General features: G+C 73.5%; 24 protein-coding genes and 1 tRNA gene. 13 read left to right on the forward strand and 12 right to left on the reverse strand.

What is annotated here, in order from left to right; translation table 11 throughout:
• Positions 1–232 precede the first annotated feature (232 nt).
• From ACWEPX_RS06225 to ACWEPX_RS06235, 3 genes are all read right to left on the reverse strand, one after another.
• Positions 233–317, reverse strand: a tRNA-Ser gene (locus ACWEPX_RS06225).
• A 30-nt stretch (positions 318–347) separates the two neighbouring features.
• The gene (locus tag ACWEPX_RS06230) at positions 348–773 is read right to left on the reverse strand and encodes a MarR family winged helix-turn-helix transcriptional regulator (RefSeq protein ID WP_451896177.1); all 426 of its coding nucleotides are present in this window, start codon (positions 771–773) and stop codon (positions 348–350) included.
• 32 nt (positions 774–805) lie between these two features.
• On the reverse strand, positions 806–1,312 hold the full coding sequence (locus ACWEPX_RS06235; protein WP_451896008.1) for a MarR family winged helix-turn-helix transcriptional regulator: 507 nt from the start codon (positions 1,310–1,312) through the stop codon (positions 806–808).
• Between the two features lie 78 nt (positions 1,313–1,390).
• On the opposite strand from ACWEPX_RS06235, the gene ACWEPX_RS06240 reads away from it, so the two are divergent.
• Positions 1,391–2,302 carry an EamA family transporter gene (locus tag ACWEPX_RS06240; protein WP_451896009.1) on the forward strand — a complete coding sequence of 304 codons (912 nt, stop codon included), beginning with the start codon at positions 1,391–1,393 and terminating at the stop codon, positions 2,300–2,302.
• 443 nt (positions 2,303–2,745) lie between these two features.
• A complete protein-coding gene (ypfJ, locus tag ACWEPX_RS06245) occupies positions 2,746–3,651 on the forward strand; it encodes a KPN_02809 family neutral zinc metallopeptidase (RefSeq protein WP_451896010.1) in 906 nt (301 codons plus the stop codon).
• Positions 3,652–3,687: 36 nt separating this feature from the next.
• Here ypfJ and ACWEPX_RS06250 read toward each other — a convergent pair whose 3' ends face one another.
• Positions 3,688–5,262: a M28 family metallopeptidase gene (locus tag ACWEPX_RS06250; RefSeq protein ID WP_451896011.1), complete on the reverse strand. Its 1,575-nt coding sequence runs from the start codon at positions 5,260–5,262 to the stop codon at positions 3,688–3,690.
• A gap of 211 nt (positions 5,263–5,473) precedes the next feature.
• Positions 5,474–7,045 carry a M28 family metallopeptidase gene (locus tag ACWEPX_RS06255; RefSeq protein ID WP_451896012.1) on the reverse strand — a complete coding sequence of 524 codons (1,572 nt, stop codon included), beginning with the start codon at positions 7,043–7,045 and terminating at the stop codon, positions 5,474–5,476.
• Positions 7,046–7,190: 145 nt separating this feature from the next.
• Here ACWEPX_RS06255 and ACWEPX_RS06260 point away from each other — a divergent pair, with 145 nt between their 5' ends.
• Positions 7,191–8,153: an NAD(P)H-quinone oxidoreductase gene (locus ACWEPX_RS06260; RefSeq protein ID WP_451896013.1), complete on the forward strand. Its 963-nt coding sequence runs from the start codon at positions 7,191–7,193 to the stop codon at positions 8,151–8,153.
• On the opposite strand, the gene ACWEPX_RS06265 is transcribed toward ACWEPX_RS06260, so the two are convergent.
• Positions 8,136–9,329, reverse strand: coding sequence for a cysteine desulfurase-like protein (locus tag ACWEPX_RS06265; RefSeq protein WP_451896014.1), 1,194 nt, complete (start codon positions 9,327–9,329; stop codon positions 8,136–8,138). The two genes, ACWEPX_RS06260 and ACWEPX_RS06265, sit on opposite strands and share 18 nt — an antisense overlap.
• 68 nt (positions 9,330–9,397) lie before the next feature.
• On the opposite strand from ACWEPX_RS06265, the gene ACWEPX_RS06270 reads away from it, so the two are divergent.
• Complete coding sequence (locus tag ACWEPX_RS06270) at positions 9,398–9,937, forward strand: bacterial proteasome activator family protein (RefSeq protein WP_451896015.1); 540 nt, start codon at positions 9,398–9,400, stop codon at positions 9,935–9,937.
• Positions 9,938–9,949: 12 nt separating this feature from the next.
• Here ACWEPX_RS06270 and ACWEPX_RS06275 read toward each other — a convergent pair whose 3' ends face one another.
• Together ACWEPX_RS06275 and ACWEPX_RS06280 are read right to left on the reverse strand one after the other, a co-directional pair.
• Positions 9,950–11,272, reverse strand: coding sequence for a GNAT family N-acetyltransferase (locus ACWEPX_RS06275; RefSeq protein ID WP_451896016.1), 1,323 nt, complete (start codon positions 11,270–11,272; stop codon positions 9,950–9,952).
• A complete protein-coding gene (locus ACWEPX_RS06280; protein ID WP_451896017.1) occupies positions 11,269–11,979 on the reverse strand; it encodes a cytidylyltransferase domain-containing protein in 711 nt (236 codons plus the stop codon). The genes ACWEPX_RS06275 and ACWEPX_RS06280 overlap by 4 nt, the downstream gene beginning before the upstream one ends.
• Positions 11,980–12,018: 39 nt before the next feature.
• On the opposite strand from ACWEPX_RS06280, the gene pseB reads away from it, so the two are divergent.
• Entirely contained in the window at positions 12,019–12,996 is a 978-nt protein-coding gene (gene pseB, locus ACWEPX_RS06285; protein ID WP_451896018.1) for a UDP-N-acetylglucosamine 4,6-dehydratase (inverting), read from the forward strand.
• Entirely contained in the window at positions 12,989–14,110 is a 1,122-nt protein-coding gene (locus ACWEPX_RS06290) for a DegT/DnrJ/EryC1/StrS family aminotransferase (protein WP_451896019.1), read from the forward strand. The genes pseB and ACWEPX_RS06290 overlap by 8 nt, the downstream gene beginning before the upstream one ends.
• On the opposite strand, the gene pseI is transcribed toward ACWEPX_RS06290, so the two are convergent.
• Genes pseI through ACWEPX_RS06305 form a run of 3 tightly spaced genes read right to left on the reverse strand, consistent with a single transcriptional unit; the run spans position 14,107 to position 16,239 of the window.
• Complete coding sequence (pseI, locus tag ACWEPX_RS06295; RefSeq protein WP_451896020.1) at positions 14,107–15,156, reverse strand: pseudaminic acid synthase; 1,050 nt, start codon at positions 15,154–15,156, stop codon at positions 14,107–14,109. The genes ACWEPX_RS06290 and pseI overlap by 4 nt on opposite strands.
• On the reverse strand, positions 15,153–15,569 hold the full coding sequence (locus ACWEPX_RS06300) for a hypothetical protein (RefSeq protein WP_451896021.1): 417 nt from the start codon (positions 15,567–15,569) through the stop codon (positions 15,153–15,155). Before ACWEPX_RS06300 ends, pseI begins: the two co-directional genes overlap by 4 nt.
• Before the next feature lie 10 nt (positions 15,570–15,579).
• Entirely contained in the window at positions 15,580–16,239 is a 660-nt protein-coding gene (locus tag ACWEPX_RS06305; protein ID WP_451896022.1) for a hypothetical protein, read from the reverse strand.
• Between the two features lie 124 nt (positions 16,240–16,363).
• On the opposite strand from ACWEPX_RS06305, the gene wzm reads away from it, so the two are divergent.
• From wzm to ACWEPX_RS06325, 4 genes are all read left to right on the forward strand, one after another.
• Positions 16,364–17,245, forward strand: coding sequence for a galactan export ABC transporter permease subunit Wzm/RfbD (gene wzm / locus ACWEPX_RS06310; protein WP_451896023.1), 882 nt, complete (start codon positions 16,364–16,366; stop codon positions 17,243–17,245).
• Between the two features lie 15 nt (positions 17,246–17,260).
• Complete coding sequence (wzt, locus tag ACWEPX_RS06315; protein WP_451896024.1) at positions 17,261–18,052, forward strand: galactan export ABC transporter ATP-binding subunit Wzt/RfbE; 792 nt, start codon at positions 17,261–17,263, stop codon at positions 18,050–18,052.
• Positions 18,049–18,954, forward strand: a complete 906-nt coding sequence (gene glfT1, locus ACWEPX_RS06320; protein ID WP_451896025.1) for a galactofuranosyltransferase GlfT1 — start codon at positions 18,049–18,051, stop codon at positions 18,952–18,954. Before wzt ends, glfT1 begins: the two co-directional genes overlap by 4 nt.
• A 73-nt stretch (positions 18,955–19,027) precedes the next feature.
• Positions 19,028–19,288, forward strand: coding sequence for a hypothetical protein (locus ACWEPX_RS06325; RefSeq protein ID WP_451896026.1), 261 nt, complete (start codon positions 19,028–19,030; stop codon positions 19,286–19,288).
• 7 nt (positions 19,289–19,295) lie between these two features.
• Here the strand turns inward: ACWEPX_RS06325 and ACWEPX_RS06330 are convergent, their stop codons facing one another.
• The gene (locus ACWEPX_RS06330; RefSeq protein WP_451896027.1) at positions 19,296–19,703 is read right to left on the reverse strand and encodes a GtrA family protein; all 408 of its coding nucleotides are present in this window, start codon (positions 19,701–19,703) and stop codon (positions 19,296–19,298) included.
• A gap of 58 nt (positions 19,704–19,761) precedes the next feature.
• Between ACWEPX_RS06330 and ACWEPX_RS06335 the strand changes: the two genes are divergently transcribed.
• The 3 genes from ACWEPX_RS06335 (at position 19,762) to ACWEPX_RS06345 (ending at position 24,964) form a co-directional block, all read left to right on the forward strand.
• Positions 19,762–21,120: an FAD-binding protein gene (locus tag ACWEPX_RS06335; protein ID WP_451896028.1), complete on the forward strand. Its 1,359-nt coding sequence runs from the start codon at positions 19,762–19,764 to the stop codon at positions 21,118–21,120.
• The gene (locus tag ACWEPX_RS06340) at positions 21,117–21,872 is read left to right on the forward strand and encodes a decaprenylphospho-beta-D-erythro-pentofuranosid-2-ulose 2-reductase (RefSeq protein ID WP_451896029.1); all 756 of its coding nucleotides are present in this window, start codon (positions 21,117–21,119) and stop codon (positions 21,870–21,872) included. Before ACWEPX_RS06335 ends, ACWEPX_RS06340 begins: the two co-directional genes overlap by 4 nt.
• Before the next feature lie 80 nt (positions 21,873–21,952).
• On the forward strand, positions 21,953–24,964 hold the full coding sequence (locus ACWEPX_RS06345; protein WP_451896030.1) for an AfsR/SARP family transcriptional regulator: 3,012 nt from the start codon (positions 21,953–21,955) through the stop codon (positions 24,962–24,964).
• Positions 24,965–25,037 lie beyond the last annotated feature (73 nt).

A 25,037-nucleotide genomic window follows, 5' to 3' on the forward strand; every position in this document is an offset into this window, starting at 1 on the left:
AATAGTCGCCAGCTAGTTCGTCCGTCGATTGAAGACATCAACGCGGAGCGCGCCGCTCCATTGCAGGGATGAGCCTGAACGGAAGCCCTGGTCGTCACGTCCCAACGAGCGACCCGCTCGACCCGTCGAACCTAACGGTGGCCAAAGGGGTTCCCGGTCGTTGCTGCACCCGTAGCTGCAGCGAAGGGGTGCCAAGCCTCCACACAGGAGGGTTGACACCCCTTCCGAGCTGCGGAGGCGGAGGGATTTGAACCCCCGGACGGTTGCCCGTCTTCCGCTTTCAAGGCGGATGCATTCGGCCGCTCTGCCACGCCTCCTGGGTGCGGGGCCAAGCCTAGAGGGCGGGGTCAGGTGGGGTCGAGGTGGGCGATGACGCGCTCGAAGAGGGCGGCGATGGCTTGTTGTTCCGGGGCGGTCATGAGGTCTACGAGGTGGTCGCGGACGCCGTCGACGTGGGTGGGGGCGGCGGTGCGGAGGGTGTCGAGGCCGCGGGGGGTGATCTCGGCTATGACGCCGCGGGCGTCGTCGGGGCAGTTGTGGCGTTTGACCAGGCCTGCCTTCTCCATGCGGGCGATCTGGTGGGACAGCCTGCTCTTGGAGGAGGCGACCTGGCCCGCCAGGTTGCTCATGCGCATGCGGCCGTCGGGGCGCTCGGAGAGGCGGACCAGGACCTCGTAGTCGGCCAGGGCCAGCTGGTGGCGGTCCTGGAGCTCGCGGTTGAGCTGCTGGCGCAGGAGTTCGCTGCCGATGACGTACGCGCGCCAGGCGCGCATCTCCGCCGGGCTCAACCAGCGTGGTTCGGAGGTCACCGGACCAGATTACGGGGTGCGGACAGGGAAACGAGCAGTTCGCGCAGCAGGTCGGACAGTGCGTCGGCGGTCGACGGGGGCAGGTCGGCGAGCAGCGCGTGCTCCCGGGCCAGGTGGGTCTCGACCGCCTCGTCCACCAGGGCGCGGCCCTGCTCGGTGAGCCGGACGCGGACGCCGCGGCGGTCGTCCGGGTCGGGGTCGCGGGCGACCAGGCCGCGGCGTTCGAGGCGGTCGACGCGGTGGGTGGTGGTGCCCGAGCTGATCATCATCGTGGCCTGGAGCCTGCCGGGGGTCAGGGTGAACGGGGCGCCCGAGCGGCGCAGGGTGGCCAGGACGTCGAAGTCGGCCCGGGTGAGGCCGTGGCGGGCGAAGTTGGCCTCCAGCTCCCTGCCGACCAGGGCCGACACCCGGGCGAGCCTGCCGAAGAGGGCCATCGGGGCCACGTCGAGGTCCGGGCGCTCCCGGCGCCACTGGTCGAGGATGTCGTCCACCTGGTCGCGCATCGGATCAGTGTGCCAGGCGCCCGCCACCTGAAGTATCTTAATGTCGAGATACTTCACGTCGAGGGGATTGTCGCCGAGATGACCACGGTGCTCCGCACGGCCGTCGCGCCGCTGCTCTGGGGGACGACCTACCTGGTGACCACCGAGTTCCTGCCGCCGTCGCCGATGTGGATCGCGGTGCTGCGGGCGCTCCCGGCGGGCCTGCTCCTGCTCGCGATCAAGCCCGGGCTGCCGAGCCGGGGCTGGCTCGGCCGCTTGTTCGTGCTCGGCGTGCTCAACATCGGCGTGTTCTTCGCGCTGCTGTTCGTCGCGGCGACGCGGCTGCCCGGCGGGGTGGCGGCGACGCTGGGCGCGGCGCAGGTCATCGTCGTGCTCGGGCTGGCGGCGCTGTGGCTGAAGGAGCCGGTGACCACCCGCAAGGTGGCGGTGGCCATCGCCGGGATCGCGGGGGTGAGCCTGCTGGTCCTGCGCGGCAGCGCGGCGCTCGACCCGATCGGGGTGCTCACCGGGCTGGGCACCGCGGTCTCCCTCGGCGCGGGCCTGGTCCTGACCCGCAAGTGGGGCCCACCTCCGGGGATGACCGCGCTGACCGCCACCGGCTGGCAGCTCATCGGCGGCTCGATCCTCCTGGTGCCGCTCGCGATCGCCACCGAGGGTGCACCGCCATCGCTCGACTGGGTGGCCGTCGGCGGGTTCGTCTGGTTGAGCGTCATCAGCACCGCCCTGGCCTACGTCCTGTTCTTCTCCGGCCTGCGCAAGCTCACCGCTGGCCAGGTGTCGCTGCTCGGACTCGCCAGCCCGCTCACCGCGACTCTGCTGGGCTGGGCGGTGCTTGGCCAGTCGCTCACCGGGTGGCAGCTCGCGGGCGCGGCCCTGGTGCTCGGCGCGGTCGTGGTCGGCCAGCGACCGTCCCGGCCGGACCCGCGAACGTCCCATTCGGACAGTAACGGCGAGGTTCACCGGTTCAGGACGGCGCAAAGGGTTGTGTGATCAGGCACTCAGGCGCAAGATGGGGGGTGGCTGGCCCGAGTGGACACGGACGCACAGCCAGCAGTGCGCCCGCCGCCGCGACCGGCCGAGAGAGGTCAGGTGGTGCCGTGCCGGATCGAGAGACACACCATCAGTAGCGGCAACCGGCCGCTGCGACCCCGCGGGCGGGGCGAACCGCATCGGTCCGACCGCGATTGTGAGCAGTGACCGGACCGGTCGTCAGGGCGTCGCCCCGTGTGTGGCTGCGCGAGGTTCGCCCTCCCGGCGCCGTTGAGCCTGGCATCCGGATGCAGCCTCTGCGCCTTCCGGCCAGGCTCCGCGTCGGACCGGACTCACAACTGCCGCTACGTCACCGTGGGAACCTGGGCGCGGCCCCCCGACGGCGGGCCGCGCCCAGGCTTGTGCTCTAGGCTTCCCAGCACGAGAGCCGACGGGAGACAACCGTGGAGTTCGACGAGGGTGTCGCGCTGGACACCTCCCAGGTGCAGGACGCGCGGGGCGGCGGGGTCGGGGGCCGGGTCGCCCTCGGCGGCGGCGGGCTCGGCCTGGTGGGGATCCTCATCTACTTCCTGCTCAACCAGTTCGGCGGGCTGCCCGCGGGCACGCCGCTGAGCACCGACGACGCCGCGGCCGGGCGGCCGGTCAGCAGCGGCGACCTGGAGGCGGAGTGCCGCACCGGCCGCGACGCCAACACCAAGCCCGACTGCGCCCGGGTGGCGATCATCAACTCGATCCAGGCCTACTGGGCCGACGAGTTCGCCCGCTCCGGGCTGACCTACCGCGAGGCCGACACCACGTTCTTCCGCGGCGCGGTGAACACCGGCTGCGGCAGCGCGTCGGCCGACGTCGGCCCCTTCTACTGCCCCGCCGACCAGGGCGTCTACGTCGACCTGTCGTTCTTCGACGACCTCAAGACCCGCTTCGGCGCGCGCGGCGGCACCTTCGCCGAGGCGTACGTGCTCGCCCACGAGTACGGCCACCACGTGCAGAACCTGCTGGGCACCTCGCGCCAGGTCGGCCGGGAGACCGGGCCGACGTCGGGCAGCGTGCGGCTGGAGCTGCAGGCCGACTGCTACGCGGGCGTGTGGGCCAACCACGCCACGACCACGCCCAGCGCCGGCGGCCAGCCGCTGATCAAGAACATCACCCAGGACGACGTCGACCGGGCGGTGGACGTCGCCGAGCGCATCGGCGACGACTTCATCCAGGAGAACCTCGGCGGCGGCCGGGTGGACGAGTCGCAGTTCAGCCACGGCACGTCGGCCCAGCGCGAGAAGTGGTTCCTCAACGGGATCAACAACGGCCAGCCCACCCAGTGCGACACCTTCGGGGCCAGGAACCTCGGATAGGCGGACGCCCCCGCGCGAGGGGCGTCCGCCCTCCGGCTACGCGACGTCCTGGTGGTTGCAGCCGTCGTCTGCCGAGTGGGCCGTGCGGGCCACCATCACCGACTTCTGCGCCAGCCGCGCCTCGGCCCGCTCGGCCTTGGCCGCGGCGGCCTGCTTGGCGGTGACGCGCGGCGGCACGCCGTTGATGTCCTCGGTGCTGATGCCGTAGGAGGCGACGACCCACGCCATCGCGTCGGCGTTGCGGTCCAGGAGGTCCCGGTTGACGTTGCCCAGGTTGTCGCAGCGCTGGTGGTAGCACGGGTCGTACGCGACGCCCGCCTGGCCGCCCCACTTGGCCGCCTGCGCCGCGGTCTTGATCCCCTCGGCGCCGGTGGCCAGCCCACCGGCCGGGATGCCCTGGGCGATGAACTCGCCGTAGTCGGAGCGGCCGGTGAAGTCCGAGCCCTCGGTGGGCGTGCCGGTGGCGCCCAGGAAGTCGACGAACGCCGCCTCGATCTGCGCCGAGCCGTAGGGGCCGGGGCCCGCGCCGACGCGGTCGGAGTCGTCGCCGTCGTAGACGAAGTGCCCGCCGTTGGGCGAGCCGACCATGTCGAAGTTGAGGTACAGCGCGATGTCGAGCTGCTCGTCGAAGCTCAGCGACCGCACGTAGCGGGTGGAGCCGACCAGGCCCAGCTCCTCCGCGCCCCACCAGGCGAAGCGCACGGCGTTGTTCACCCGCGGCGAGCCGCCCAGGCGCAGGGCGGTCTCCAGCAGCGCGGCGCTGCCGGTGCCGTTGTCGTTGATGCCCGCGCCCGCGACCACGCTGTCGAGGTGCGCGCCCGCCACCACGACGTTGTCCTTGCGGCCGGTCGTGGTCTCGGCGAGCAGGTTGTAGGTGGTGCGCTCCTCGCGCAGCGCCCGCAGCTCCAGGGTGACCGGGCCGCCCGCGGCGGCCAGCGCCGCGCCCTCGGCCTTGGTGATCCCGCCCGCGGGCACCTTGGCCGCCTCGACCGAGCCGAGGGTGCCGCTGAGCTGGCCCTCGACGTTGTTGTAGACGATCACCGCGACCGCGCCCGCGTCGAAGGCGGCCTGGTTCTTCTGCGCGTAGGTGCACGCGCCGCGCTGCGCGAGCGCGATCTTGCCCGCGGCGTCGGTGTAGTCGCTGGCCTCGCAGCCCGGGGTGGCGTCGACCGCGGCGATGGCCAGCGGGGCGGTCACGCCGCCGACCGGAGTCGACGAGCTGTAGGTCATGATGTTGATCGGGATGGACCGCCCGCCCGCCGTGAGCGACTGGGCCAGCGTCTGGGTGAAGGTGAACGGGAACGGCTGCCTGGTCACCTCGAACCCGGCTTCGATGAGCTTGTCCTCGGCGTAGGCCAGCGAGGCGTCGAAGCCCGGCGTGCCGGAGGCGCGGGTGCCGCCGTTGCGGTCGGCCAGCCGCTGGAAGGCGATCAGGTGGCGGTTGACGCCCGCGCCGGTCACCTTGGCGACCAGGTTCCTGGCCAGCGCCGGGCCGTCGGGCAGGTCGCCGGTCGCGGCGGGCGCCGCTGCCGACGGGATGGTCGAGAAGGCCAGCGCGCCTGCGGCCGTGATCACGGCGGCGCCGACGCGGAAGGTCCGAGCTCTGGGCATGCAGGTGTCCCCTCACTCCGATGATGACCAGCCGGTGACCGCCCCGACGCGGTCCGTGCTCCGGCGAGAGCCACCCTCGTCCCGATCCGGCCCGCGGGTCAAGAGGCGTCTATTACCAACCGCACAGGCCGATGTTCGGCGAGTGGGCACCTGCAACGAAAAGAACTCCGTGCCGCCACATGGCGGCACGGAGTTCTTCCGGTCGGGTGATTCAGGAGGCAGCGGCGTGCGAGTGCTCCCCGCCGAGGTCGTGCGCCCCGCTCTCGATGACCGAGAGGCGGTAGGCCGCCCGGGCGTCGCGGACGGAGGTGGCCGACATCGTGGTGGTCTTGCCCGCGGTGGCCATCCGCGGCGGGACGCCGTTGATGTCCTCGGTGCTGATGCCGTAGGACGCGGTCACCCACGCCATCGCGTCGGCGTTGCGGTCCAGGGCGACGCGGTCGACGTTGCCCAGGTTGTCGCAGCGCTGGTGGTAGCACGGGTCGTAGGCCACGCCCGCCTGGCCGCCCCACTTGGCCGCCTGCGCCTCGGTCTTGACGCCCTCGGCGCCGGTGAACAGGCCACCGGCCGGGATGCCCTGGGCGATGAACTCGCCGTAGTCGGAGCGGCCGGAGAAGTCGGTGCCCTCGGTCTCCACCCCGGTCGCGCCGAGGAAGTCGACGAACGCCGCCTCGATCTGCGCCGAGCCGTACGGGCCCTCGCCCGCGCCGACCTGGTCGGAGTCGTCGCCGTCGTAGACGAAGTACGCCGCGTTCGGCGAGCCGATCATGTCGAAGTTCAGGTACAGCGCGATGTCGAGCTGCTGCTCGAAGGTCAGCGACCGCACGTACTCGGTCGAGCCCACCAGGCCCAGCTCCTCGGCGCCCCACCAGGCGAAGCGCACCGCGTTGTTCACCCGCGGCGAGCCGCCGAGGCTGAGCGCGGTCTCCAGCAGCGCGGCGCTGCCGGTGCCGTTGTCGTTGATGCCCGGGCCGACCTCGACGCTGTCGAGGTGCGCGCCCGCCATGACCACGTTGTCCTTGCGGCCGGTCGTGGTCTGGGCGATGACGTTGCGCGAGGGGCGCTGCTCGATGTGGAAGCGCATGTCGACGGTGGCCGAGCCGCCGGCGAGGCCGAACAGGGTGTCGCCGTCGGCGCGGCTGACGCCGCCGGTCGGGACGACGCCCTCGCCGACGGTCACGTTGGTCAGCGCGCCGTCGACGTTGTTGGCGATGAGCACCGCGACCGCGCCTGCGGCGTGGGCGTTCTTCGCCTTGATCTCGAAGGTGCACGAGCCGCGCCGGATCAGCGCGATGGCGCCGGTCATCGGCAGGCCCGCGAAGTCCGCGGCCTCGCAGCCGGGGGTCGTGTCCTGCGGGACGGCCACCAGCGGGCCGGTCACCCCGCCTGCGGGGGTCTGCGGCGACTCCTCCATCGGGATCGCCTGGACCTGGGTGGTCCCGACCTTGGCGAAGGCCGCGTCGTAGACCTGCACCGGGTAGGTGAACTCGGGGGTGGTGACGTCGTAGCCCGCCGCGCGCAGCTTGTCGGCGACGTAGTCGACGCTGGCGTCGTAGCCGGGGGTGCCCGCTGCGCGCGAGCCGCCGTTGCGGTCGGCGAGGCGCTGGAAGGCGATGAGGTGGCGGTTGATCCCGCTGACGGTGACCTTCTTGACCAGGTTCCTGGCGAGCGCGGGGCCGTCGGGCAGCTGCGCCTGCGCGCTCGCGGGCACCGAGGTGAACGCGAGGCCAGCACACGCCGCGAGCAGGACGGCTCCTGCCCTGACCGGTGTCCGGGTGGGCATAGTGAACTTCCCTTCGTGGGGGTGGAACGTGCCGGCCAAGATCCCCGACATTTCCGGCGTGCGTGACTCTGACCTGTGATCCGCTCGTGGTCAAGAGTTCAACTGCGACTGTGACCCGTCCGGGGTGCGATTACCGTATGTCCACATGCAGGCGATCACCATTTCCGCGCCCGGCGGACCGGAAGCGCTGGTCCGCTCGGCCGTACCCGATCCGACGCCCGGCCCCGGCGAGGTGCTGGTGCGCGTGGCCGCCACCGCGGTCAACCGGGCAGACCTCTTGCAGCGCAAGGGTTTCTACCCACCACCGCCCGGGGCATCGGAGATCCTCGGCTTGGAGTGCTCGGGAACCGTCGTGGCGCTGGGCCCCGGCGTCGAGTCCTGGTCCGTCGGCGACCAGGTGTGCGCCCTGCTGGCGGGCGGCGGCTACGCCGAACTGGTCGCGGTCCCGTCCGCCCAGCTCATGCCGGTGCCGTCCGGTGTGGACCTGGTGTCGGCGGCCGGGCTGCCCGAGGTGGCGTGCACCGTGTGGTCCAACGTGGTCCAGACGGCCCGGCTCGGCGTCGGCGAGACGCTGCTGGTGCACGGCGGGGCAGGCGGCATCGGCACGCACGCGATCCAGGTCGGAAAGGCGCTCGGGGCCACGGTCGCGGTGACCGCCGGTTCTGCCGAACGGCTCACCCGGTGCGCCGAATTGGGGGCCGACATCACGCTGGACTACCGCAGCAGCGCATTCGAAAAGGAAGTCGCCGCCGATGTCATCCTGGACAACATGGGCGCGAAATACCTCGCCCGGAATATCGCGGCGCTCAAGCGGGGCGGGCGGCTGGTCGTGATCGGCATGCAGGGCGGGGCCAAGGCCGAGCTCGACCTCGGGGCGCTGCTGGCTAAGAACGCGACGGTCACGGCGACGGGCCTGCGCTACCGGCCGGTCGCCGAGAAGGGCGTCATCTGCGCGGCGGTGGTGGAGCACGTGTGGCCGCTGGTCGCCGCGGGCGCGGTGCGGCCGGTGGTGCACGAGGTGCTGCCGCTGGAGCGCGCCGCCGACGCCCACCGGATGCTGGAGGAGGGCGGGGTGTTCGGGAAGCTGGTGCTAGCGGCTGAGGGCTGAGACGAGCTGGTCCACCTCGACGGCGGTGGTGTAGTGGGCCAGCCCCACCCGCACCGCGCCGCCGACCTCGCCGACCCCGAGCGTGGCGAACACCCCGGTCGGGGTGTCGTCGGCGAAGGCGCAGATGCCGTGCTCGGCCAGGTCCTCGACCACCTCGGCGGCCTTGCGGTCGGCCACGGTGAAGGCCAGCGCCGGGATGCGCCGCATGGCGTCGCCGATGACCATGACGTGCCGCAGCTGGCGCAGGTCGCCGATGAGCCGCGACAGCAGGCCCGCCTGGTAGCTCTTGGCCGAGCTGATCGAGGTGGCGATGCGCTCGCGGCGGGTGCCGGTGGCGGCGTCGTCGAGGTCGGCGAGGTAGTCGACGGAGGCGACCAGGCCCGCCAGCATCGGGTAGGCGTGGCCGCCGAGTTCGAGCCTGCGCGGGCCGGTGGCGCGCGGGTCCAGCGAGCTGGCGGGCAGCCGGTCGATGGCGGCCGGGTCGGCGAAGACCAGCGCGGCCACGGCGGGCCCGCCCCACGCGACGGCGGACAGGGCGATGACGTCGGCGCCGAGCGCGGCGATGTCCAGCGGCACGAACGGCGCGGCCGACGAGGCGTCGACGACGACGAAGGCGCCCTGCTCCTTGGCCTTGGCGATGATCTTGGGCAGGTCCGGGCGGGTGCCGACCGCGCCGGACGCGGCGGTCACGGCGACGACCTTCGTCCGCGGGGAGATGAGGTTCTCGTACTGCCACGCGGGCAGCTCGCAGGTCTCGATGTCGATCTCGGCCCAGCGCACGGTCGCGCCCGCCCGCTGGGCGACGCGCAGCCACGGCACGGTGTTGGCCTGGTGGTCCAACCGGGACAGGGCCACCTCGTCGCCCATCAGCCAGCGCTCCCCGTGCGCCTCGGCCAGCCGGTCCAGCAGCACGGCGGGGTTGGGGCCGAGCACGACCCCCGCCGCGTCGCCGTTGACCAGGTCGGCGACCGCGCGCCGGGCGGCGTCCTCGATCGCCTCGGCGCGCTGGGAGGCGGGGAAGAGCCCGCCGGGACCGGAGACGGGGGCGCGCAGCGCGGTGGAGACCGCGGTGGCCACCTGTTCGGGCACTTGCATGCCTGCCGGCGAGTCCAGGTGCACCCAGCCGTCACCCAGCGCGGGGAACAGCCCGCGAATTCGAGCGACGTCGAAGGCCATGCGCCACACCGTACGCAGGCCCGCCGTCGGTCGTTTCCCGGGTCCGCGCGGCGGCTACCCTCGCACCCATGAGCGAGCCCGGACAGCGCGACGACAGCAACGAGCAGGCCCACCACGTGATGGTCGTGGGCCCGGACGGCTCCCCGCTCGGCGCCGCCCGCATCAACGAGGACGGCTCCAGCGAGTCGGTGGGCGACATGGTGGAGCAGCCCGCCAAGGTCATGCGCATCGGCACCATGATCAAGCAGCTGCTGGAGGAGGTCAGGGCCGCCCCGCTGGACGAGGCCAGCCGCAACCGCCTCCGGGAGATCCACACCCGCTCCATCAAGGAGCTGGAGGACGGCCTGGCCCCCGAGCTGGTCGAGGAGCTGGAGCGGCTGTCGCTGCCGTTCACCGAGGGCGGCACGCCCTCCGACGCCGAGCTGCGGATCGCGCAGGCCCAGCTGGTCGGCTGGCTGGAGGGGCTCTTCCACGGCATCCAGACCGCGCTGTTCGCCCAGCAGATGGCCGCGCGCGTGCAGCTGGAGCAGATGCGCCGGGGCCTGCCGTCCGGGCAGGGCGCGACGCCGGACGGCCCGCACCTGCGCGGCACCGGCCAGTACCTCTAGGCCCGGTCCGCGTCAGCGCTGGTAGGCGGCGAAGCCCCGGGCGTCGGGGCCTGCGGTCCTGCGGTAGCCCGCGCCGGCGAACAGGCGGCGGGAGGCGGCGTTGTCCTCGTGGATGCGGGCGTGGACCCGCTGCCCCGCGACGGTGTCCTGGGCGGCTTCCAGGATCGGGCGGGCGAGGCCGCGCCCGCGCGCCTCGGGGGCGATGGTGATGCTGACCTCCACGCCGTCGGGGAGCGGGTCGAAGCGGACCACGCCGACGGGCGTGCCCGCCTCCTCGGCGATGAGCAGGTGCCGGTCCCGCGCCAGCCAGCGGCGGTGGTCCTCCGGGGAGACCGGGTCCGGGTTGAGCGACCAGCGGCGGGTGCCGGGGTCGTTGCGCCAGGCGAGGAGGCGCTCCGCGTCGGCCTGCGCGGCCGGGCGCAGGGTGAGCCGGGCGGCGGCGTTGAGGATGCGGCGCGCGCCCTGGCCGTCCACGACCTTGCCCGCCGCCGCGGCGAGGGCGACCCGGGCGGCGGGCGTCGTGAGCAGGTGGTGCAGCGTGCCCGCGGCGGAGTCGTCCAGCTCGCCCAGGCCAGCGGCCAGCCCGCGCTCGACGGCGGCGGTGTAGCCGGGCCGCTGGTTGTCGGCGATGACGGCCACGGCGGCGGGGACGCCCAGGCAGCAGAGTTCGAGCAGGGTGACGCCCGCGGCGCTGACCACCAGGTCGGCCTCGGCGAACAGGTCGGGCAGGTCCGGGCGCGGCCCGACGACCCGCACCCCCGGCCCGCCCGGGTCCACCGCCGCCGCGGAGACCACCAGCACGTCCAGCGCCAGCCCGGTCGCGCGCAGCGCGGCCAGCGCGGCCGACACGGCGCCCCCGGCGGCACCGCCGCCCATGGCCACCACCACGCGCGGCGGCGTGCCGGGGGCGCCGGAGCGGGCCGCCCGCCGCTCGCGGGCGGTGCGGACGGCGGCGCGCAGGGGGGCGTAGGCGGGACCGCGCAGGACCTCGGCGGACCCGTCGGCGGGACGGGGCTCGGGGGCGAGGGCGGGGTCGACGACCACGTCGGCGCGGCGGCGGCCGAAGGCGCCGTCCTCGATGGAGACCAATCGGATGTCGGGCGGGGTGACCGGGCCGTAGTGGTCGACGACGGCGATGTCCGCGTCGGGCCAGTCCGGGCGGATCTCCACGCCCAGCTCGGTGAGGCGGTCGACCAGCCAGTCCCCCGCGGTGAGGTCGCCGGTCAGCGTCACCGCCCAGCGGCGGGCCACGGCCTCCTCGGCGAGGGCGGCGCAGCGGGCGAGGTGGCCCACGCCGATGCCCGGCGAGGCGTCGGCCCGCAGGGCGAGCCTCACGGGGCGACCTGCTCGACGTGGCTGTTGCGGGCGGCGATGTCCGGGTTCGCGCGCAGGAAGGCCACGACCTCCCGCCACGACGGCTCGCCCAGCGCGGCCACCACGGCGTCGATGACCGCGGCGTCGGCCTCGGTGTCGAGGGTGACCCGCAGGTCCGCGGCCGCCGGGGCGGCGACCACGCCCGCGCAGCGGTGGCGCGGATCGGTGTAGACCCCGGACGTGACGTGCTCGCGGTGCGGGCCGACCGGGACCGCGGCCTGGGCGCGCAGCACGTCGACGCGCACGACCTCGGCGTCGTAGCCGCGGGGCAGGGTGCGCACGAGGGTGTTGCTGGCGTAGTCCAGCGACGGGTCCGCCCGCCACAGCCCGACCACCTGGTCGAGCAGGACGGGGTCGTGCAGGGGGCAGTCGGCGGTGATGCGCAGGACGGCGTCGCACGGGTGGCGGTCGACCGCCACCAGGAACCGGCCCAGCACGTCCTCCAGCGGGCCGCGCACGACGTCGACGCCCCAGTCGCGGGCGGCGATGGGGTCGTCGGACGGGTCGTCGGAGGTGGCGATGACCACCCGGTCGACGGCCGCCCGCCGGGCCGCCCGCACGGCCCACTCCAGCACCGGCCTGCCGCCGAGGTCGCGCAGGACCTTGCCGGGCAGCCGGGAGGAGGTCATCCGGGCCTGGATTACGGCGTTCACACGCACGGATGCCATGATTGCGCACCCGCTGACGAACCGAGGCCGAGGGTGGACATGCTCCAAGGCGCCAACATCCTGCTGACCGGCGGCACCGGCTCCTTCGGCCGGGCCTTCATCGCCCACGCGCTGGCCGAGCTCGACCCGGCGAAGGTGATCGTGCTCAGCCGCGACGAGCTCAAGCAGTACGAGGCGCGCAAGGAGTTCGGCGACGACCCGCGGCTGCGCTGGTTCATCGGCGACATCCGCGACCGGCGGCGGCTGGAGCGGGCGATGCGCGGGGTGGACTACGTGGTGCACGCGGCCGCGCTCAAGCAGGTCGACACCGGCGAGTACAACGCCTTCGAGTTCGTGCAGACCAACGTGCACGGCTCGCAGAACGTCATCGAGGCCGCCATCGACTGCGGGGTCAAGCGGGTCGTGGCGCTGTCGACGGACAAGGCGTCGAGCCCGATCAACCTCTACGGCGCCACCAAGCTGTGCGCCGACCGCATGTTCATCAGCGCCAACCACTACGCCGCCGGGCACCCCACCCGCTTCGCCGTCGTGCGCTACGGCAACGTGATGGGCTCGCGCGGCAGCGTGATCCCGTTCTTCCGGAAGCTGGCCGAGCGCGGCGAGTCGCTGCCGATCACCGACAAGCGGATGACCCGGTTCTGGATCACCCTCGACCAGGCGGTGCAGTTCGTGGTCGACAGCTTCGCGCTGATGCGCGGCGGCGAGCTGTACGTCCCGCGCATCCCGAGCATGCGCCTGGTCGACCTGGCCAGGGTGATCGCCCCGAACTGCCCGATGCACGAGATCGGCGTGCGGCCCGGGGAGAAGCTGCACGAGGAGATGATCGCCCCCGACGACGCCCGCAGGACGCTGCTGCACGGCGACCGCTACATCGTCATGCCGCACATCGCGGGCTGGGGCTACGAGCCGCCCGCGGCGGGCGTGCCCGTGCCGGAGGGCTTCGCCTACCGCTCGGACACCAACGACCTCTGGCTGGACGACGAGGCGCTCCGCGACCTGGTCGCGCGGCATGGCTGAGCCGCTGCCGTACGGGCGCCAGTCCGTCGACGAGTCCGACATCGCCGCGGTCGCGGCGGTCCTGCGCGGCGACTGGCTGACCACCGGGCCCGCGGTCGCGCGGTTCGAGGCCGACCTGGCGGAGTGGACCGGGACGCCCGCGGTGGCCGTCACCTCCGGCACCGCGGCCCTGCACACCGCCTACGCGGCCGCCGGGGTCGGCCCCGGCGACGAGGTGGTGTGCGCGCCGATGACGTTCGTCGCCACCGCGGCCACCGCCGCCCTGCTCGGCGCGCGGGTGGTCTTCGCCGACGTCGAGGACGAGACGCTGACCCTGGACCCGGCCGCCGTCGAGGTGACCGCCCGGACCCGGGTCGTGGCCGCCGTCGACTACGCGGGCCACCCCGCCGACTACGCCGCCCTGCGCCGGGTCAGCGGGGACGCCCTGCTGCTGGCCGACGCCGCGCACTCCGTCGGCGGGACCTGGGCGGGCCGCCCGGTCGGCTCGCTGGCCGACCTGACCACGTTCTCGTTCTTCCCCACCAAGAACCTCACCACGGCCGAGGGCGGCGCGGTGGCCACCGCCGACCCGGGCCTGCTGGCCGCGGCCCGCCGCTTCCGCAACCACGGCCTGGTCCGCGACCCCGCCGAGCAGCGCCACCCCGACGAGGGCGGCTGGCACCAGGAGGTGCACGGGTTCGGCCTCAACTACCGGCTGCCGGACGTGCTGTGCGCCCTGGGCAGCAGCCAGCTCCGGCGCCTGCCCGCCTTCAAGGCCCGCCGCGCCGCCATCGTCGACCGCTACCAGGAGGGCCTGGCCGACGTGCCCGGGCTGCGGCTGCCCACCCGCCACCCCGACGCCGACCCGGTCTGGCACCTCTACGCGGTGCGCGTGCTGGAGGGCCGCCGCCGGGCCCTGTACGACCACCTGCGGGCCGCGGGCATCGGGGTGCAGGTGAACTACATCCCCGCCTACTGGCACCCGGTCTTCGCCGACCTGGGCTACCGGCGCGGGCTGTGCCCGGTCGCCGAGCGGTTCTACGCCGAGCAGCTGTCCCTGCCGCTGTTCCCCGACCTCGCCGACGCCGACGTGGACCGGGTCATCGAGGCCGTCCGCGGCTTCTTCGGCGCCTAGACCAGGTCCCAGCTCAGCGGCGTCCCGCGGGCGACGTCGGTGGTGAACGTCCGCCCGAGCACGGTCGGCAGCGCCGCGGGCGGCAGCCCGCCCGCCGGGCGGATCGAGCGCACGTTCTCCGGGGTGACGGCATCGCCTGCCCGCACGTCGGCCACGACGTAGAGCGAGCGGCGCAGCCGCAGGCCCTCCCGCTCGCTGGGCCGCGGCCCGATCCGCGCCGTCCCCAGCGCCGACCAGGCCCGCTCGCTCTCCACCACCAGCGCGGCCAGCTCGGCGGGCTCCAGGGAGAAGGCGCTGTCCACGCCGCCGTCGGCGCGCGAGAGCGTCACGTGCTTCTCGATGAGGCACGCGCCGAGGGCGACCGCGGCCAGCGGGGCGCCGATGCCCGGGGTGTGGTCGGACAGCCCGACCAGCGCGCCGGTGGCGGCGGCCAGCAGCGGCAGGCCGCGCAGGTCGCTCTCGCCCGGGTCGGCCGGGTAGGACGCCGTGCAGCCCAGGACGACGAGCTGGTCGTTGCCCGCGGCGCGGGCGGCGGACACCGCCGCGGAGATCTCGGCCAGCGTCCCCATCCCGGTGGAGATGAGCAGCGGCTTGCCGGTGCGGGCGCACGCCTCGATCAGCGGCAGGTCGACCAGCTCCGACGAGGCGATCTTGTAGGCGGGGGCGTCCAGCGACTCCAGCAGCTCGATGGCCGAGGCGTCGAACGGGCTGGAGAACACCACCAGCCCGCGCTCCCGCGCCCGCTCGAACAGCGGGCCGTGCCACTCCCACGGCGTGTGCGCCCGCTGGTAGAGCGAGTGCAGCGTCTCCCCGCCCCACAGCTGGTGCCCGTCGGAGACCCGGAACTCGGGCCGGTCGACGTCGATGGTGATGGTGTCGGCGGTGTAGGTCTGGAGCTTGAGCGCCTGGGCCCCGGACGCCGCGACCGCGTCCACGATCTCCAGCGCCCGGTCCAGCGAGCCGTTGTGGTTGCCCGACATCTCCGCCACCACGAACGGGCGGTGGTCGGGGCCGATCGGGTGCCCGCCGATGCTCAGCCCGCTCATGCGAGCCGGTCCTCCAGGCTGCCCAGGCGCTCCTCGTACTGGGCGATGCCGGTCAGCCGGACGCGGATCTGGGCGTGCTCGCGGCGGATCTCCTCGATCAGCGAGCGGGCCTGCGCGACCTCCTCCGGCGCCCCGGCGGGCACGCCCGCGAGCAGATCGTCGATCCCGGCCATGCGCGCCTCGATGGCGGCGATCTGCGGGATCATCCGCTCGACCTCGCCCGCGGTCCAGCCGTGCAGCCGCTCCACCTCGGCCAGCCTGCGCTCGTGCTCGTCGATGCGGCGGGCGTGCTCGTCGGCGCGCCGGTCGTGCTCGGCGATGCGGTGCCCGACGGCCAGATCGATCCGGAAGTCGATCAGCCGGGCGATCCGGTCGGACACTCGGCCGCGCACGGCGGCCACCGTTTCCCGCATGGGGTTCCCCTCAACGAAGCAGCCGGGTGCGGCTGGTCTTGGTCCACGAGTCGAGCAGCCTGCCCTCGGCCGCGATCCGGTGCTCCGGGCCGACGATGCACGAGTCACCGGCCGCGTGCTCCCACGCGGTCTGGTTCGGGTCGTCGATGAAGGAATAGCCGGTGAGCAGCAAGTCGGCGTCCGGGTAGCAGGTGCGGGCGATCCAGGCGGCCATTGTCCCGGTGGTCGCCCACGCCGCCTCCGACCGGGTGGGGATGCCCACCGCGTCCGACAGCGGCAGGGTGACCTCCCGGTTCGACACCGGCACCAGGCCCAGGTCCGGCGGCCACCAGCCGGGCAGCCCGGCGGGCTCCCAGTGCAGCCTGCCCGGCTCCACCATCAGGTAGAGCCTGCGGCGGTAGTCCCGGAACAGCCACTTCGTGGCCCGCACCGCCCGGTTGAACACCACGACGTGGCAGGCGCTGCCGACCGTCGGCGGCGCGCCCGGCTCGTCCAGCACGAAGCCGTTGACGCGGATGACCAGGTCGCAGGCGTCGACGGCCTTCGCGCGGTCGGCGTCCGGGGCCATCGGCATGTTGCCGACCACGGCCACCGAGCGCGGACCCGGGTGTTCGGCGTAGGCGTCGAGCAGTTGCCTGAGCAGGCTGGACGCACCGGTGATGGGGACCACAGGCGGGAAGCTACCCCACCTGACCGGGGCCGGGACAGGTAGCACCGACCGCGCACAACCGGGTGACTTCCCGCCGGTACGCTCGTACCCCGTGCAAGCAACCAGCGTGGTGGAGGAGCCGCCGGTGACCGTGGTTCACGCCGGACGGAACTTCCCGGCGGCCATCTCCGACATCCGCCGCGGCTTCGGCCAGCGCGAGCTGTGGGCCTATCTGGGCTGGCAGGACATCAAGCAGCGGTACCGGCGCTCGGTCATCGGGCCGCTGTGGATCACCCTGAGCATGGCCGTCACCGCGGCCGGTCTGGGCCTGCTCTACTCCCAGCTGTTCAACATCGCCATCGGCACGTTCCTGCCCTACCTGACGGTCGGGTTCATCGTCTGGAACTTCGTGCTCGGCTGCATGGTGGAGGGCTCGGACACCTTCATCTCCAACGAGGGCCTGATCAAGCACCTCCCGGCGCCGCTGACGGTGTACGCGCTGCGCACGGTGTGGCGGCTGACCCTGATGTTCGCCCACAACCTGCTGGTCTACTTCGTCGTCCTGGCCATCTTCTTCGGCGAGCTGTCGCGCGATGGCTACCTCCTGCACCCGAACGGCACCCCGCAGCCCGGCGTGGACTGGACGATCATCACCGCCGTCCCGGCGTTCGCGCTCATCGCCATCAACGGCACCTGGGTCGCCCTGCTGTTCGGCATCATCAGCACGCGCTACCGGGACATCCCGCAGGTGGTGAACGCGCTGACGCAGCTGCTGTTCTTCATCACCCCGATCGTGTGGCCGGTCGACATCCTGGCGGAGAAGTTCAAGGAGACCGGCAGCTGGCAGATGCTGGTCGCCGAGCTGAACCCGCTCTACCACTTCATCCAGATCCTGCGCGCCCCCCTGATCGGCAGCCAGCAGAGCTGGCACCACTGGGTTGTGGTGCTGGCCATCACCGTGGTGGGCTGGGGACTGGCACTGCTGGCAATGCGCAACTACCGCGCACGAGTTTCCTACTGGGTCTGAGCGAGGCTTGACGACATGGTCAACATCGAGGTCGCCAACGCCTCCGTCGACTTCCCCATCTTCGACGCCAAGACGCGGTCGCTGAAGAAGGCCGTGCTGGGCAAGGTCGGCGGGAAGATCGGCACCGAGGCGCGGGTGCCCATCATCGAGGCGCTGCACGACATCAGCCTGAGCCTGAAGGAGGGCGACCGGGTCGCCCTGGTCGGGCACAACGGCGCGGGCAAGTCCACGCTGCTGCGGCTGCTGTCGGGCATCTACGAGCCCACCCGGGGCACCGCGCGGATCAACGGCAAGATCGCCCCGGTGTTCGACCTCGCGGTCGGCATGGACCCGGAGATCTCCGGCCTGGAGAACATCATGATCCGGGGCCTGTTCCTGGGCATGACCCGCAAGGAGATGGAGGCCCGGGTCGAGGACATCTCCCAGTTCACCGAGCTGGGCGACTACCTGCACCTGCCGCTGCGCACCTACTCCACCGGCATGCGCGTGCGCCTGGCGCTGGGCGTGGTCACCTCGATCGACCCGGAGATCCTGCTGCTGGACGAGGGCATCGGCGCGGTGGACGCGGCGTTCATGGCCAAGGCCAGGGACCGCCTGGTCGACCTGGTCCGCCGGTCGGGCATGCTGGTGTTCGCCTCGCACTCCGACGACCTGCTGTTCGAGCTGTGCGACACCGCGATCTGGATGGACGAGGGCCGGATCAAGATGCACGGCTCGCTGCGCGAGGTGCTCACGGCCTACAAGGGCCGCGACCCGTTCGAGCACATGAGCACGGAGACCCTGGAAAGGCTCGGCCAGACCGGATGAACACCGACGCGCAGCTCCCCGCAGGTTCGGTCGTGGCCGTGGTGGTCACCAGGCACCGCCGGGCGCTGCTCGCCGACTCGCTGAAGATGGTGGCCGCCCAGACCCGCCTGCCGGACCACCTGATCGTGGTGGACAACGGCCCGGACGACCCGGCGCGCGACATCGTGGAGAGCTGCGGGCTGCCCGCCACCTACCTGCCATCGCACCGCAACCTGGGCGGCGCTGGCGGGTTCGCGCTGGGCATGCTGCACGCGCTGGCGATGGGCGCCGAGTGGGTCTGGCTGGCCGACGACGACGGGCGCCCGGCCGACGAGAACGTGCTGGCGGTGCTGCTGGAGGTCGCCGAGGCGCGCGGCCTGGCCGCGGTGTCGCCGGTGGTGACCAACATCGAGACCCCCGAGCGGCTGGCCTTCCCGCTGCGCCGCGGGCTGACCTGGAAGCGCACCGCCCGCGAGCTGGGCGCGGACTTCCTGCCGGGCATCGCGTCGCTGTTCAACGGGGCGCTGTTCCGGGCGTCGACGCTGGACGTGGTGGGCGTGCCGGACTACCGGCTGTTCTTCCGCGGCGACGAGGTGGAGGTGCACCGGCGGCTGGTGCGCTCGGGCCTGCCGTTCGGCACCTCGCTGCGGGTGGCCTACCTGCACCCGGACGGGTCCGACGAGTTCAAGCCGATGCTGTTCGGCAAGCTGCACGCCCAGGACCCGGAGAACGAGGTCAAGCGGTACTACACCTACCGCAACCGCGGGTACCTGATGGCCCAGCCGGGCATGCGGCGCATCGGGCTGCTGGAGGTCGTGCGGTTCGGGCTGTACTTCATCGGCACCAAGCGCGACCCGAAGGCGTTCCTGGACTGGCTGAAGCTGGTCCGCAAGGGGCGGCGGGAGCAGTTCTTCCGGATCTGATTCCGCCCTGGGCGGATCCGCCAGGGGCGAACCCGGCTTGCCCCGGGCCCGGCGGCGTGGTCGAGTTCGGATCATGAGCAACCACGCGCTGATCCTGCACCTGGCCGGCCGCGCCGAGCCGCTGGTGTTCGCCCTGTCCGACAAGTCCGCCAAGAGCCTGATGTCGCGTTTGCCGGTGCTGATGGGCTCCGGCGGGGTGGACAGCCCCGAGCTGGCCGACGGCCGGACGGTGGCGATCAACTTCGGTCTGGTGGCCACGGCCCACATCGATGAGCTGCCGCTCAACCAGCAGGCCTACGGCAGCCCGCGCCGCGGGACGGGCTTCGGCGGCTGAGCGCGGGCTAGGCCCGGAAGACGACCGTCCGCAGCAGGACGAAGTTGATCGCGGTGGCCAGGCCCTGGGCGACCGCCCAGGCCACCGCGTAGGCCAGGGCGAAGTCCGGCAGCAGGGCCAGCACCAGCGCGTTCGCCCCGACGTTGACGAAGAACGTCGTGGTGTAGAGCAGGGCGAACCCGCCGACCTGGGCCGCCCCGCCGGTGCGCGCCCCGGTGAAGGTGAAGCGGCGGTTGAGGAAGTACGCCGTCGTGGTGCCCGCGATGAAGCTGAGCGCCTTGGCCGCGTGCACCCACAGCCCGGCCTGCAGCAGCAGCCAGTACACCCCGAAGTCGACCAGCGCGCAGAAGCCGCCGACCAGGACGAAGCGCACGAGCTGCTGGACGAGCCCGTGCCGGGCGCTGACCTCGGCCACAGTTCCCTCCTCAGACGCCGCACCAGTCTAGGCGGGCCGCTTGGCTACCCTTGGCGCGGTGGACAGCTTCGAGACCCGCACGCTGACCGGCTGGGGGCGCACGGCGCCCTCGGCGGCGCTGGTCGCCGCACCGCGCACCCCCGACGAGGTCGTCGCCGCGGTGGCGCGGGCAGGCGGGCGCGGGGTCATCGCCCGCGGGCTGGGCCGCTCCTACGGCGACCCGGCGCAGAACGCGGGCGGCCTGGTCCTGGACATGACCGGCCTGCGCCGCATCCACTCCATCGACGCGGCCAGCGGCGTCGCCGTGCTGGACGCGGGCGTCGACCTGGACCGGCTGATGCGCGCCGCGCTGCCGTTCGGGCTGTGGGTGCCGGTGCTGCCGGGCACCCGGCAGGTCACCGTCGGCGGGGCGATCGGCTGCGACATCCACGGCAAGAACCACCACTCGACGGGCAGCTTCGGCAACCACGTGCGGTCGATGGACCTGCTCACCGCCGACGGGTCGGTCCGCACGATCACCCCGGCCAGCGACCCGGAGCTGTTCTGGGCGACCGTGGGCGGGATGGGGCTGACCGGCGTCATCCTGCGCGTGGAGCTGCAGCTCAAGCACGTCGAGAGCGCCTACTTCGTCGTCGACACCGACCGCACGTCCGATTTGGACGAGACGCTGGCGCTGTTCTCCAACGGCTCCGACGACGGCTACGACTACTCGATGGCCTGGTTCGACTCCATCTCCACCGACGGGCGGCTCGGCCGCGCGGTGTTCTCCCGCGGCTCACTGGCCACAGTGGACCAGCTGCCGGTGAAGAAGCGGCGCGACCCGCTGCGCTTCGACGCCCCGCAGCTGCTCACCCTGCCCGACGTGTTCCCCAACGGCCTGGCCAACAAGCTGACCTTCCGCGCGCTCGGCGAGCTGTGGTACCGCAAGGCGCCCAAGCGCGGCCGCGGGCAGATCCAGAACCTGACGGCGTTCTACCACCCGCTGGACCTGTTCGGGGAGTGGAACCGGGCCTACGGGACCAACGGGTTCCTGCAGTACCAGTTCATCCTCCCGTTCGACCAGGACGCCGCGCTGCGCCACATCGTCCGCCGGGTCGCCGAGTCCGGGCACGTGTCATTCCTCAACGTGCTCAAGCGGATGGGCGAGGCCAACCCGGCCCCGCTGTCGTTCCCGCGTCCGGGGTGGACGATCACCGTCGACTTCCCGATCAAGGCGGGGCTGCGGGAGTTCTGCGACGAGCTCGACGAGCTGGTGCTGGCCGCGGGCGGGCGGCTGTACCTGGCGAAGGAGTCGCGCACCGCGCCGGAGACCTTCCACCGCATGTACCCGCGGCTGGACGAGTGGCGCAAGACCCGCGCCGCCGTCGACCCCGACGGGCTGTTCACCTCCGACCAATCACGAAGGCTGGGACTTTGATCAACGCAGTGGGCACCCCGCAGTCGATGCTGCTGCTCGGCGGCACCTCCGAGATCGGCCTGGCCATCGCCGAGCACTACCTGGCCGCGGGCCCGATGGCGGTCGTGCTGGCCGCGCGGCCCTCGGCCCGGCTGGACGAGGCCGCCGAGAAGCTGCGCGGGCTGGGCGCGACCGTCCGCACCGTCGCCTTCGACGCGCTGGACACCGGCTCGCACCCGAAGGTGGTCGACGAGGCGTTCGCCGACGGCGACATCGACCTGGCCGTGGTGGCCTTCGGCCTGCTCGGCGACCCGGAGAAGGCGTGGCAGGACCACGCGACCGGGGTCGAGCTGGCCCAGGTCAACTACACCGCGCCGGTGTCGGTGGGCATCGCCCTGGCCGAGCGGATGCGCAAGCAGGGCCACGGCGCGATCGTGGCGCTGTCCTCGGTGGCCGGGGAGCGGGTCCGCCGCTCCAACTTCGTCTACGGCTCCACCAAGGCCGGCTTCGACGGCTTCTACCTCGGCCTCGGCGAGGCCCTGCGCCCGCACGGCGTGCACGTCACGGTCGTGCGGCCGGGCTTCGTCCACTCGAAGATGACCGCCGGTCTCAAGCCCGCGCCGATGGCCACCACCCCGGCCAAGGTCGCCGAGATCACCGCCGCGGCCGTCCGCGGCCGCAAGGAGCTGGTGTGGGCCCCGGCCCCGTGGCGGTTCGTCATGTCGGCGCTGCGGCACGTGCCCCGGCCGGTCTTCCGCAAGCTGCCCATCTGACCCCGCCAGAGGTGGGATGACCTGCGCCGATCGCCGTCGGTGAGCCCTTCGGCGACCCGGTGGTGTGACAGAATCGACAGGTGCGGATCCTGGTCCTGGGACCGCCTGCCGTCGTGGCGGGCGGGGTCGAGGTCAACCTCGGCGGTCCCAAGCCCAAGGCGCTGCTGGCCGCGCTGGTGCAGCACGCCGGGCGGGTCGTGGCCGTGGAGCGGCTGGTGGACCTGCTCTGGGACGACGCGCCGCCGCAGTCGGCGACCGCGCTGGTGCACACCTACATCTCCCTGCTGCGCCGCGGGCTGGCCGCGGCCGGGCGCAAGGACGCGCTGGTCACCCGCTCCCCCGGCTACCAGCTCGTGGTCGACCCCGACGAGGTCGACGCCGCGGCGTTCGACCGGCTGCTCGGCGCGGCCCGCGCGGCCGAGCGCGCCGGGGACGCCGCCGCCGCGGGGCGCGGCTACGCGCAGGCGCTGGAGCTGTGGCGCGGACCGGCCTGCGGCGGGGTGGACGCCCGCTTCGCCGAGCGCTGGCGGGCCGCGCTCGGCGAGGACCGGCTCAGCGCCGAGGACGGCCTGGCGCGGTCCCTGCTGGAGCTGGGCCGGGCCGAGGAGGCCGCGGCGCGGCTGCAGCGGGTGGTCGCCTGCCAGCCGCTGCGCGAGGACAGCCGCGCGCTGCTGATGCGCGCCCTGCACGAGGCGGGCAGGCAGGCCGACGCGCTGGAGGTCTACCGGACCGGGCGGCGGCTGCTGCTCGACGAGCTGGGCATCGAGCCGGGCGAGCGGCTGCGCGCCCTGCACGCCGCGATCCTGGACGGCTCGGTGGCCCCGCAGGCGCCCGCCCAGCCCGACCCGGCGCCGCGCACGCTGCCGCCGGACATCGGCGACTTCACCGGCCGGGAGGACGCGCTGGCGACCCTGCTGGCCATCGGCGAGCAGCGCGGCGGCGCGGGCACGGCGACGCCCACGGTCGTGGTGTCCGGCTTCGGCGGGGCGGGCAAGTCCGCGCTGGCGGTGCACGCCGCCCACCTGCTGCGCCACCGCTACCCCGACGGGCAGCTCTTCGCCGACCTGCGCGGCGCCGAGCGCGACCTGGACGCCTTCGAGGTGCTCGGCCGGTTCCTGACCGCGCTCGGCGTCGAGGAGCTGCCCGCCTCCCTGGACGAGCGGGTCGAGGCGTACCGGCAGCGGGTGGCCGGGCGGGCGCTGGTCGTGCTGCTGGACAACGCCCGCAGCGAGCACCAGGTGCGCGCGCTGCTGCCCGGCGCGCCGCGGTGCCTGGTGCTGATCACCAGCCGCTCGCGGCTGGCCGGTCTGGCGGGCACCGAGTCGATCGAGCTGGGCTTCCTCGACCAGCGCAGCGCGGTGGAGATGCTGGGCAAGGTGGTCGGCCCCGACCGGGTGGCCGCCCAGCCCGCCGCCGCGGCGCGCATCGCCGAGCTGTGCGGCGGGGTGCCGCTGGCCATCCGGGCGGCCGGGGCCAAGCTGCGCGCCCGCCCGCACTGGCCGCTGAAGTCGCTGGCCGACCGGCTCTCCGACGAGCGCCGCAGGCTCGACGAGCTGGCCGTCGGCGACCTGGCCATCCGGTCGAGCCTGGCGCTGAACTACGCCGACCTCGACGCCGCCCAGCGCCGCGCCTTCCACCTGCTGTGCCTGCTCGACCTGCCCGACTTCGGCTGGTGGGTCGCCGCGCCGCTGCTGGACGTCGACCCGGCCACCGCCGAGGACGTGGTGGAGCGGCTGGTCGACCTGCGGCTGCTGGACGTCGCGTGCGTCGACAGCATCGGCCGGGTCCGCTACCGCTTCCACGACCTGGTGCAGCTCTACGGCGCCGAGCAGGCGGCCCAGGAGCCGCCCGAGGTGGTGGCCGCGGCGCTGACCAGGACGCTGGGCGCCTGGATGGCGCTGGTCGAGGCCGCGTCGCGGCGGCTGCCCCGGGTCACGCTGGGCCTTCCCCCGCTCTACACCAGCGACTGCTCGGTGGACCCGCGGCTGGTCGCCGAGGCCGAGGAGAACCCGGTCGAGTGGTTCAAGTCGGAGACCGCGGCCGTGGTGCGCGCCGTGGAGCGCGGCCACGAACTGGGCATCGACGGCATGACCACGCTGCTGATCACCTCGCTGCTGACCTCGCCGTTCGCCGCGCGCAACGAGTTCGACGGCTGGCAGCGCACCCACGAGGTCGCCCTGGCCGCCGCGCGGGCGGGCGGCGACCGGCGGGCCGAGGCGGTGGTGCTGGCCGGGCTGGGGCAGATGCACTACGAGAAGGACGACTTCGCCGCCGCCGACGCGCACTTCCGGCTGGCGCACGCGCAGGCGGTGGCCGTCGCCGACCGGCCGGTGCAGGCCATCGCCCTGGTCGGCCTGGGCACGGTGGCCCGCGACGTCGGCGAGTTCGCGAAGGCGCGCGCCGACCTGGCCGCCGCGGCGGCGATCGGGGGCGACTGCGTGGTCGCCGCGGCCCGCTACGGCCTGGGCGCGATCGAGCGCGACCACGGCGACATCGCCGCGTCGGTCGCGCACTTCACCGCCGCCATCGGGCTCTACCAGCGCATCGGGGACCGGCGCGGGGAGGCGCTGGCGCTGCGCGGGCTGGGTCTGTGCCACCGGGCGCGCGGGGAGTACGAGCCCGCCGCGCGGCTCAGCGCCGACGCCGCGGCCATCCTGCTGGCCACCGGCGACGACCTCGGCGCCACCTACGCCCACCAGTCCTGGGCCAAGGCGAGCCTGCGGCTGGGCGTGGCCGACGGGGTGGCCGAGGCGCTGGCGGGCTGCCTGGAGGTGTGCGCCCGCAGGCGCGACCGCTTCGGCGTCGCGCTGGTGACCCGCACGCTCGGGGAGTACCACCTGGCCACCGGCGACCCGGGGCACGCCCGGGAGCTGCTGGCCGACGCGCTGGCCCGGTGGGGCGAGCTGGACCTGGCCATCTGGCAGGCCCGGACGCTGCGCGACCTGGCCGCGGCCGACCCGGAGAACGCCGACAAGCACTGGCGGCGGGCCATCGAGCTGTTCACCGCCGTGCCCACCCGCGAGCTCGACGAGCTCGCCCGGCTCACCCCGCAGCGGTGGCTGGACACCGTGCGCGCCCCGTACCACCTATAGGTCCCCTTTAGACCGGCGCGGCGGCCTTGGAGCGCGCCTGTAGGCCCGGGCGGCAGAGTGGTCCTCGTACCCA

The sequence above is a fragment of the Actinokineospora sp. NPDC004072 genome, assembly GCF_053604195.1.

Excerpts from the sequence above, each read along its gene's own strand:
- ACWEPX_RS06230 (WP_451896177.1), bottom strand. The coding sequence starts at position 773 with ATGCGCGCCTGGCGCGCGTACGTCATCGGCAGCGAACTCCTGCGCCAG.
- ACWEPX_RS06250 (WP_451896011.1), bottom strand. The coding sequence starts at position 5,262 with ATGCCCAGAGCTCGGACCTTCCGCGTCGGCGCCGCCGTGATCACGGCC.
- ACWEPX_RS06255 (WP_451896012.1), bottom strand. The coding sequence starts at position 7,045 with ATGCCCACCCGGACACCGGTCAGGGCAGGAGCCGTCCTGCTCGCGGCG.
- ACWEPX_RS06270 (WP_451896015.1), top strand. The coding sequence starts at position 9,398 with ATGAGCGAGCCCGGACAGCGCGACGACAGCAACGAGCAGGCCCACCAC.
- wzt (WP_451896024.1), top strand. The coding sequence starts at position 17,261 with ATGGTCAACATCGAGGTCGCCAACGCCTCCGTCGACTTCCCCATCTTC.
- ACWEPX_RS06300 (WP_451896021.1), bottom strand. The coding sequence starts at position 15,569 with ATGCGGGAAACGGTGGCCGCCGTGCGCGGCCGAGTGTCCGACCGGATC.
- glfT1 (WP_451896025.1), top strand. The coding sequence starts at position 18,049 with ATGAACACCGACGCGCAGCTCCCCGCAGGTTCGGTCGTGGCCGTGGTG.
- ACWEPX_RS06325 (WP_451896026.1), top strand. The coding sequence starts at position 19,028 with ATGAGCAACCACGCGCTGATCCTGCACCTGGCCGGCCGCGCCGAGCCG.
- pseB (WP_451896018.1), top strand. The coding sequence starts at position 12,019 with ATGCTCCAAGGCGCCAACATCCTGCTGACCGGCGGCACCGGCTCCTTC.
- ACWEPX_RS06240 (WP_451896009.1), top strand. The coding sequence starts at position 1,391 with ATGACCACGGTGCTCCGCACGGCCGTCGCGCCGCTGCTCTGGGGGACG.
- ACWEPX_RS06290 (WP_451896019.1), top strand. The coding sequence starts at position 12,989 with ATGGCTGAGCCGCTGCCGTACGGGCGCCAGTCCGTCGACGAGTCCGAC.
- ACWEPX_RS06260 (WP_451896013.1), top strand. The coding sequence starts at position 7,191 with ATGCAGGCGATCACCATTTCCGCGCCCGGCGGACCGGAAGCGCTGGTC.
- ACWEPX_RS06235 (WP_451896008.1), bottom strand. The coding sequence starts at position 1,312 with ATGCGCGACCAGGTGGACGACATCCTCGACCAGTGGCGCCGGGAGCGC.
- pseI (WP_451896020.1), bottom strand. The coding sequence starts at position 15,156 with ATGAGCGGGCTGAGCATCGGCGGGCACCCGATCGGCCCCGACCACCGC.
- ACWEPX_RS06265 (WP_451896014.1), bottom strand. The coding sequence starts at position 9,329 with ATGGCCTTCGACGTCGCTCGAATTCGCGGGCTGTTCCCCGCGCTGGGT.
- ACWEPX_RS06280 (WP_451896017.1), bottom strand. The coding sequence starts at position 11,979 with ATGGCATCCGTGCGTGTGAACGCCGTAATCCAGGCCCGGATGACCTCC.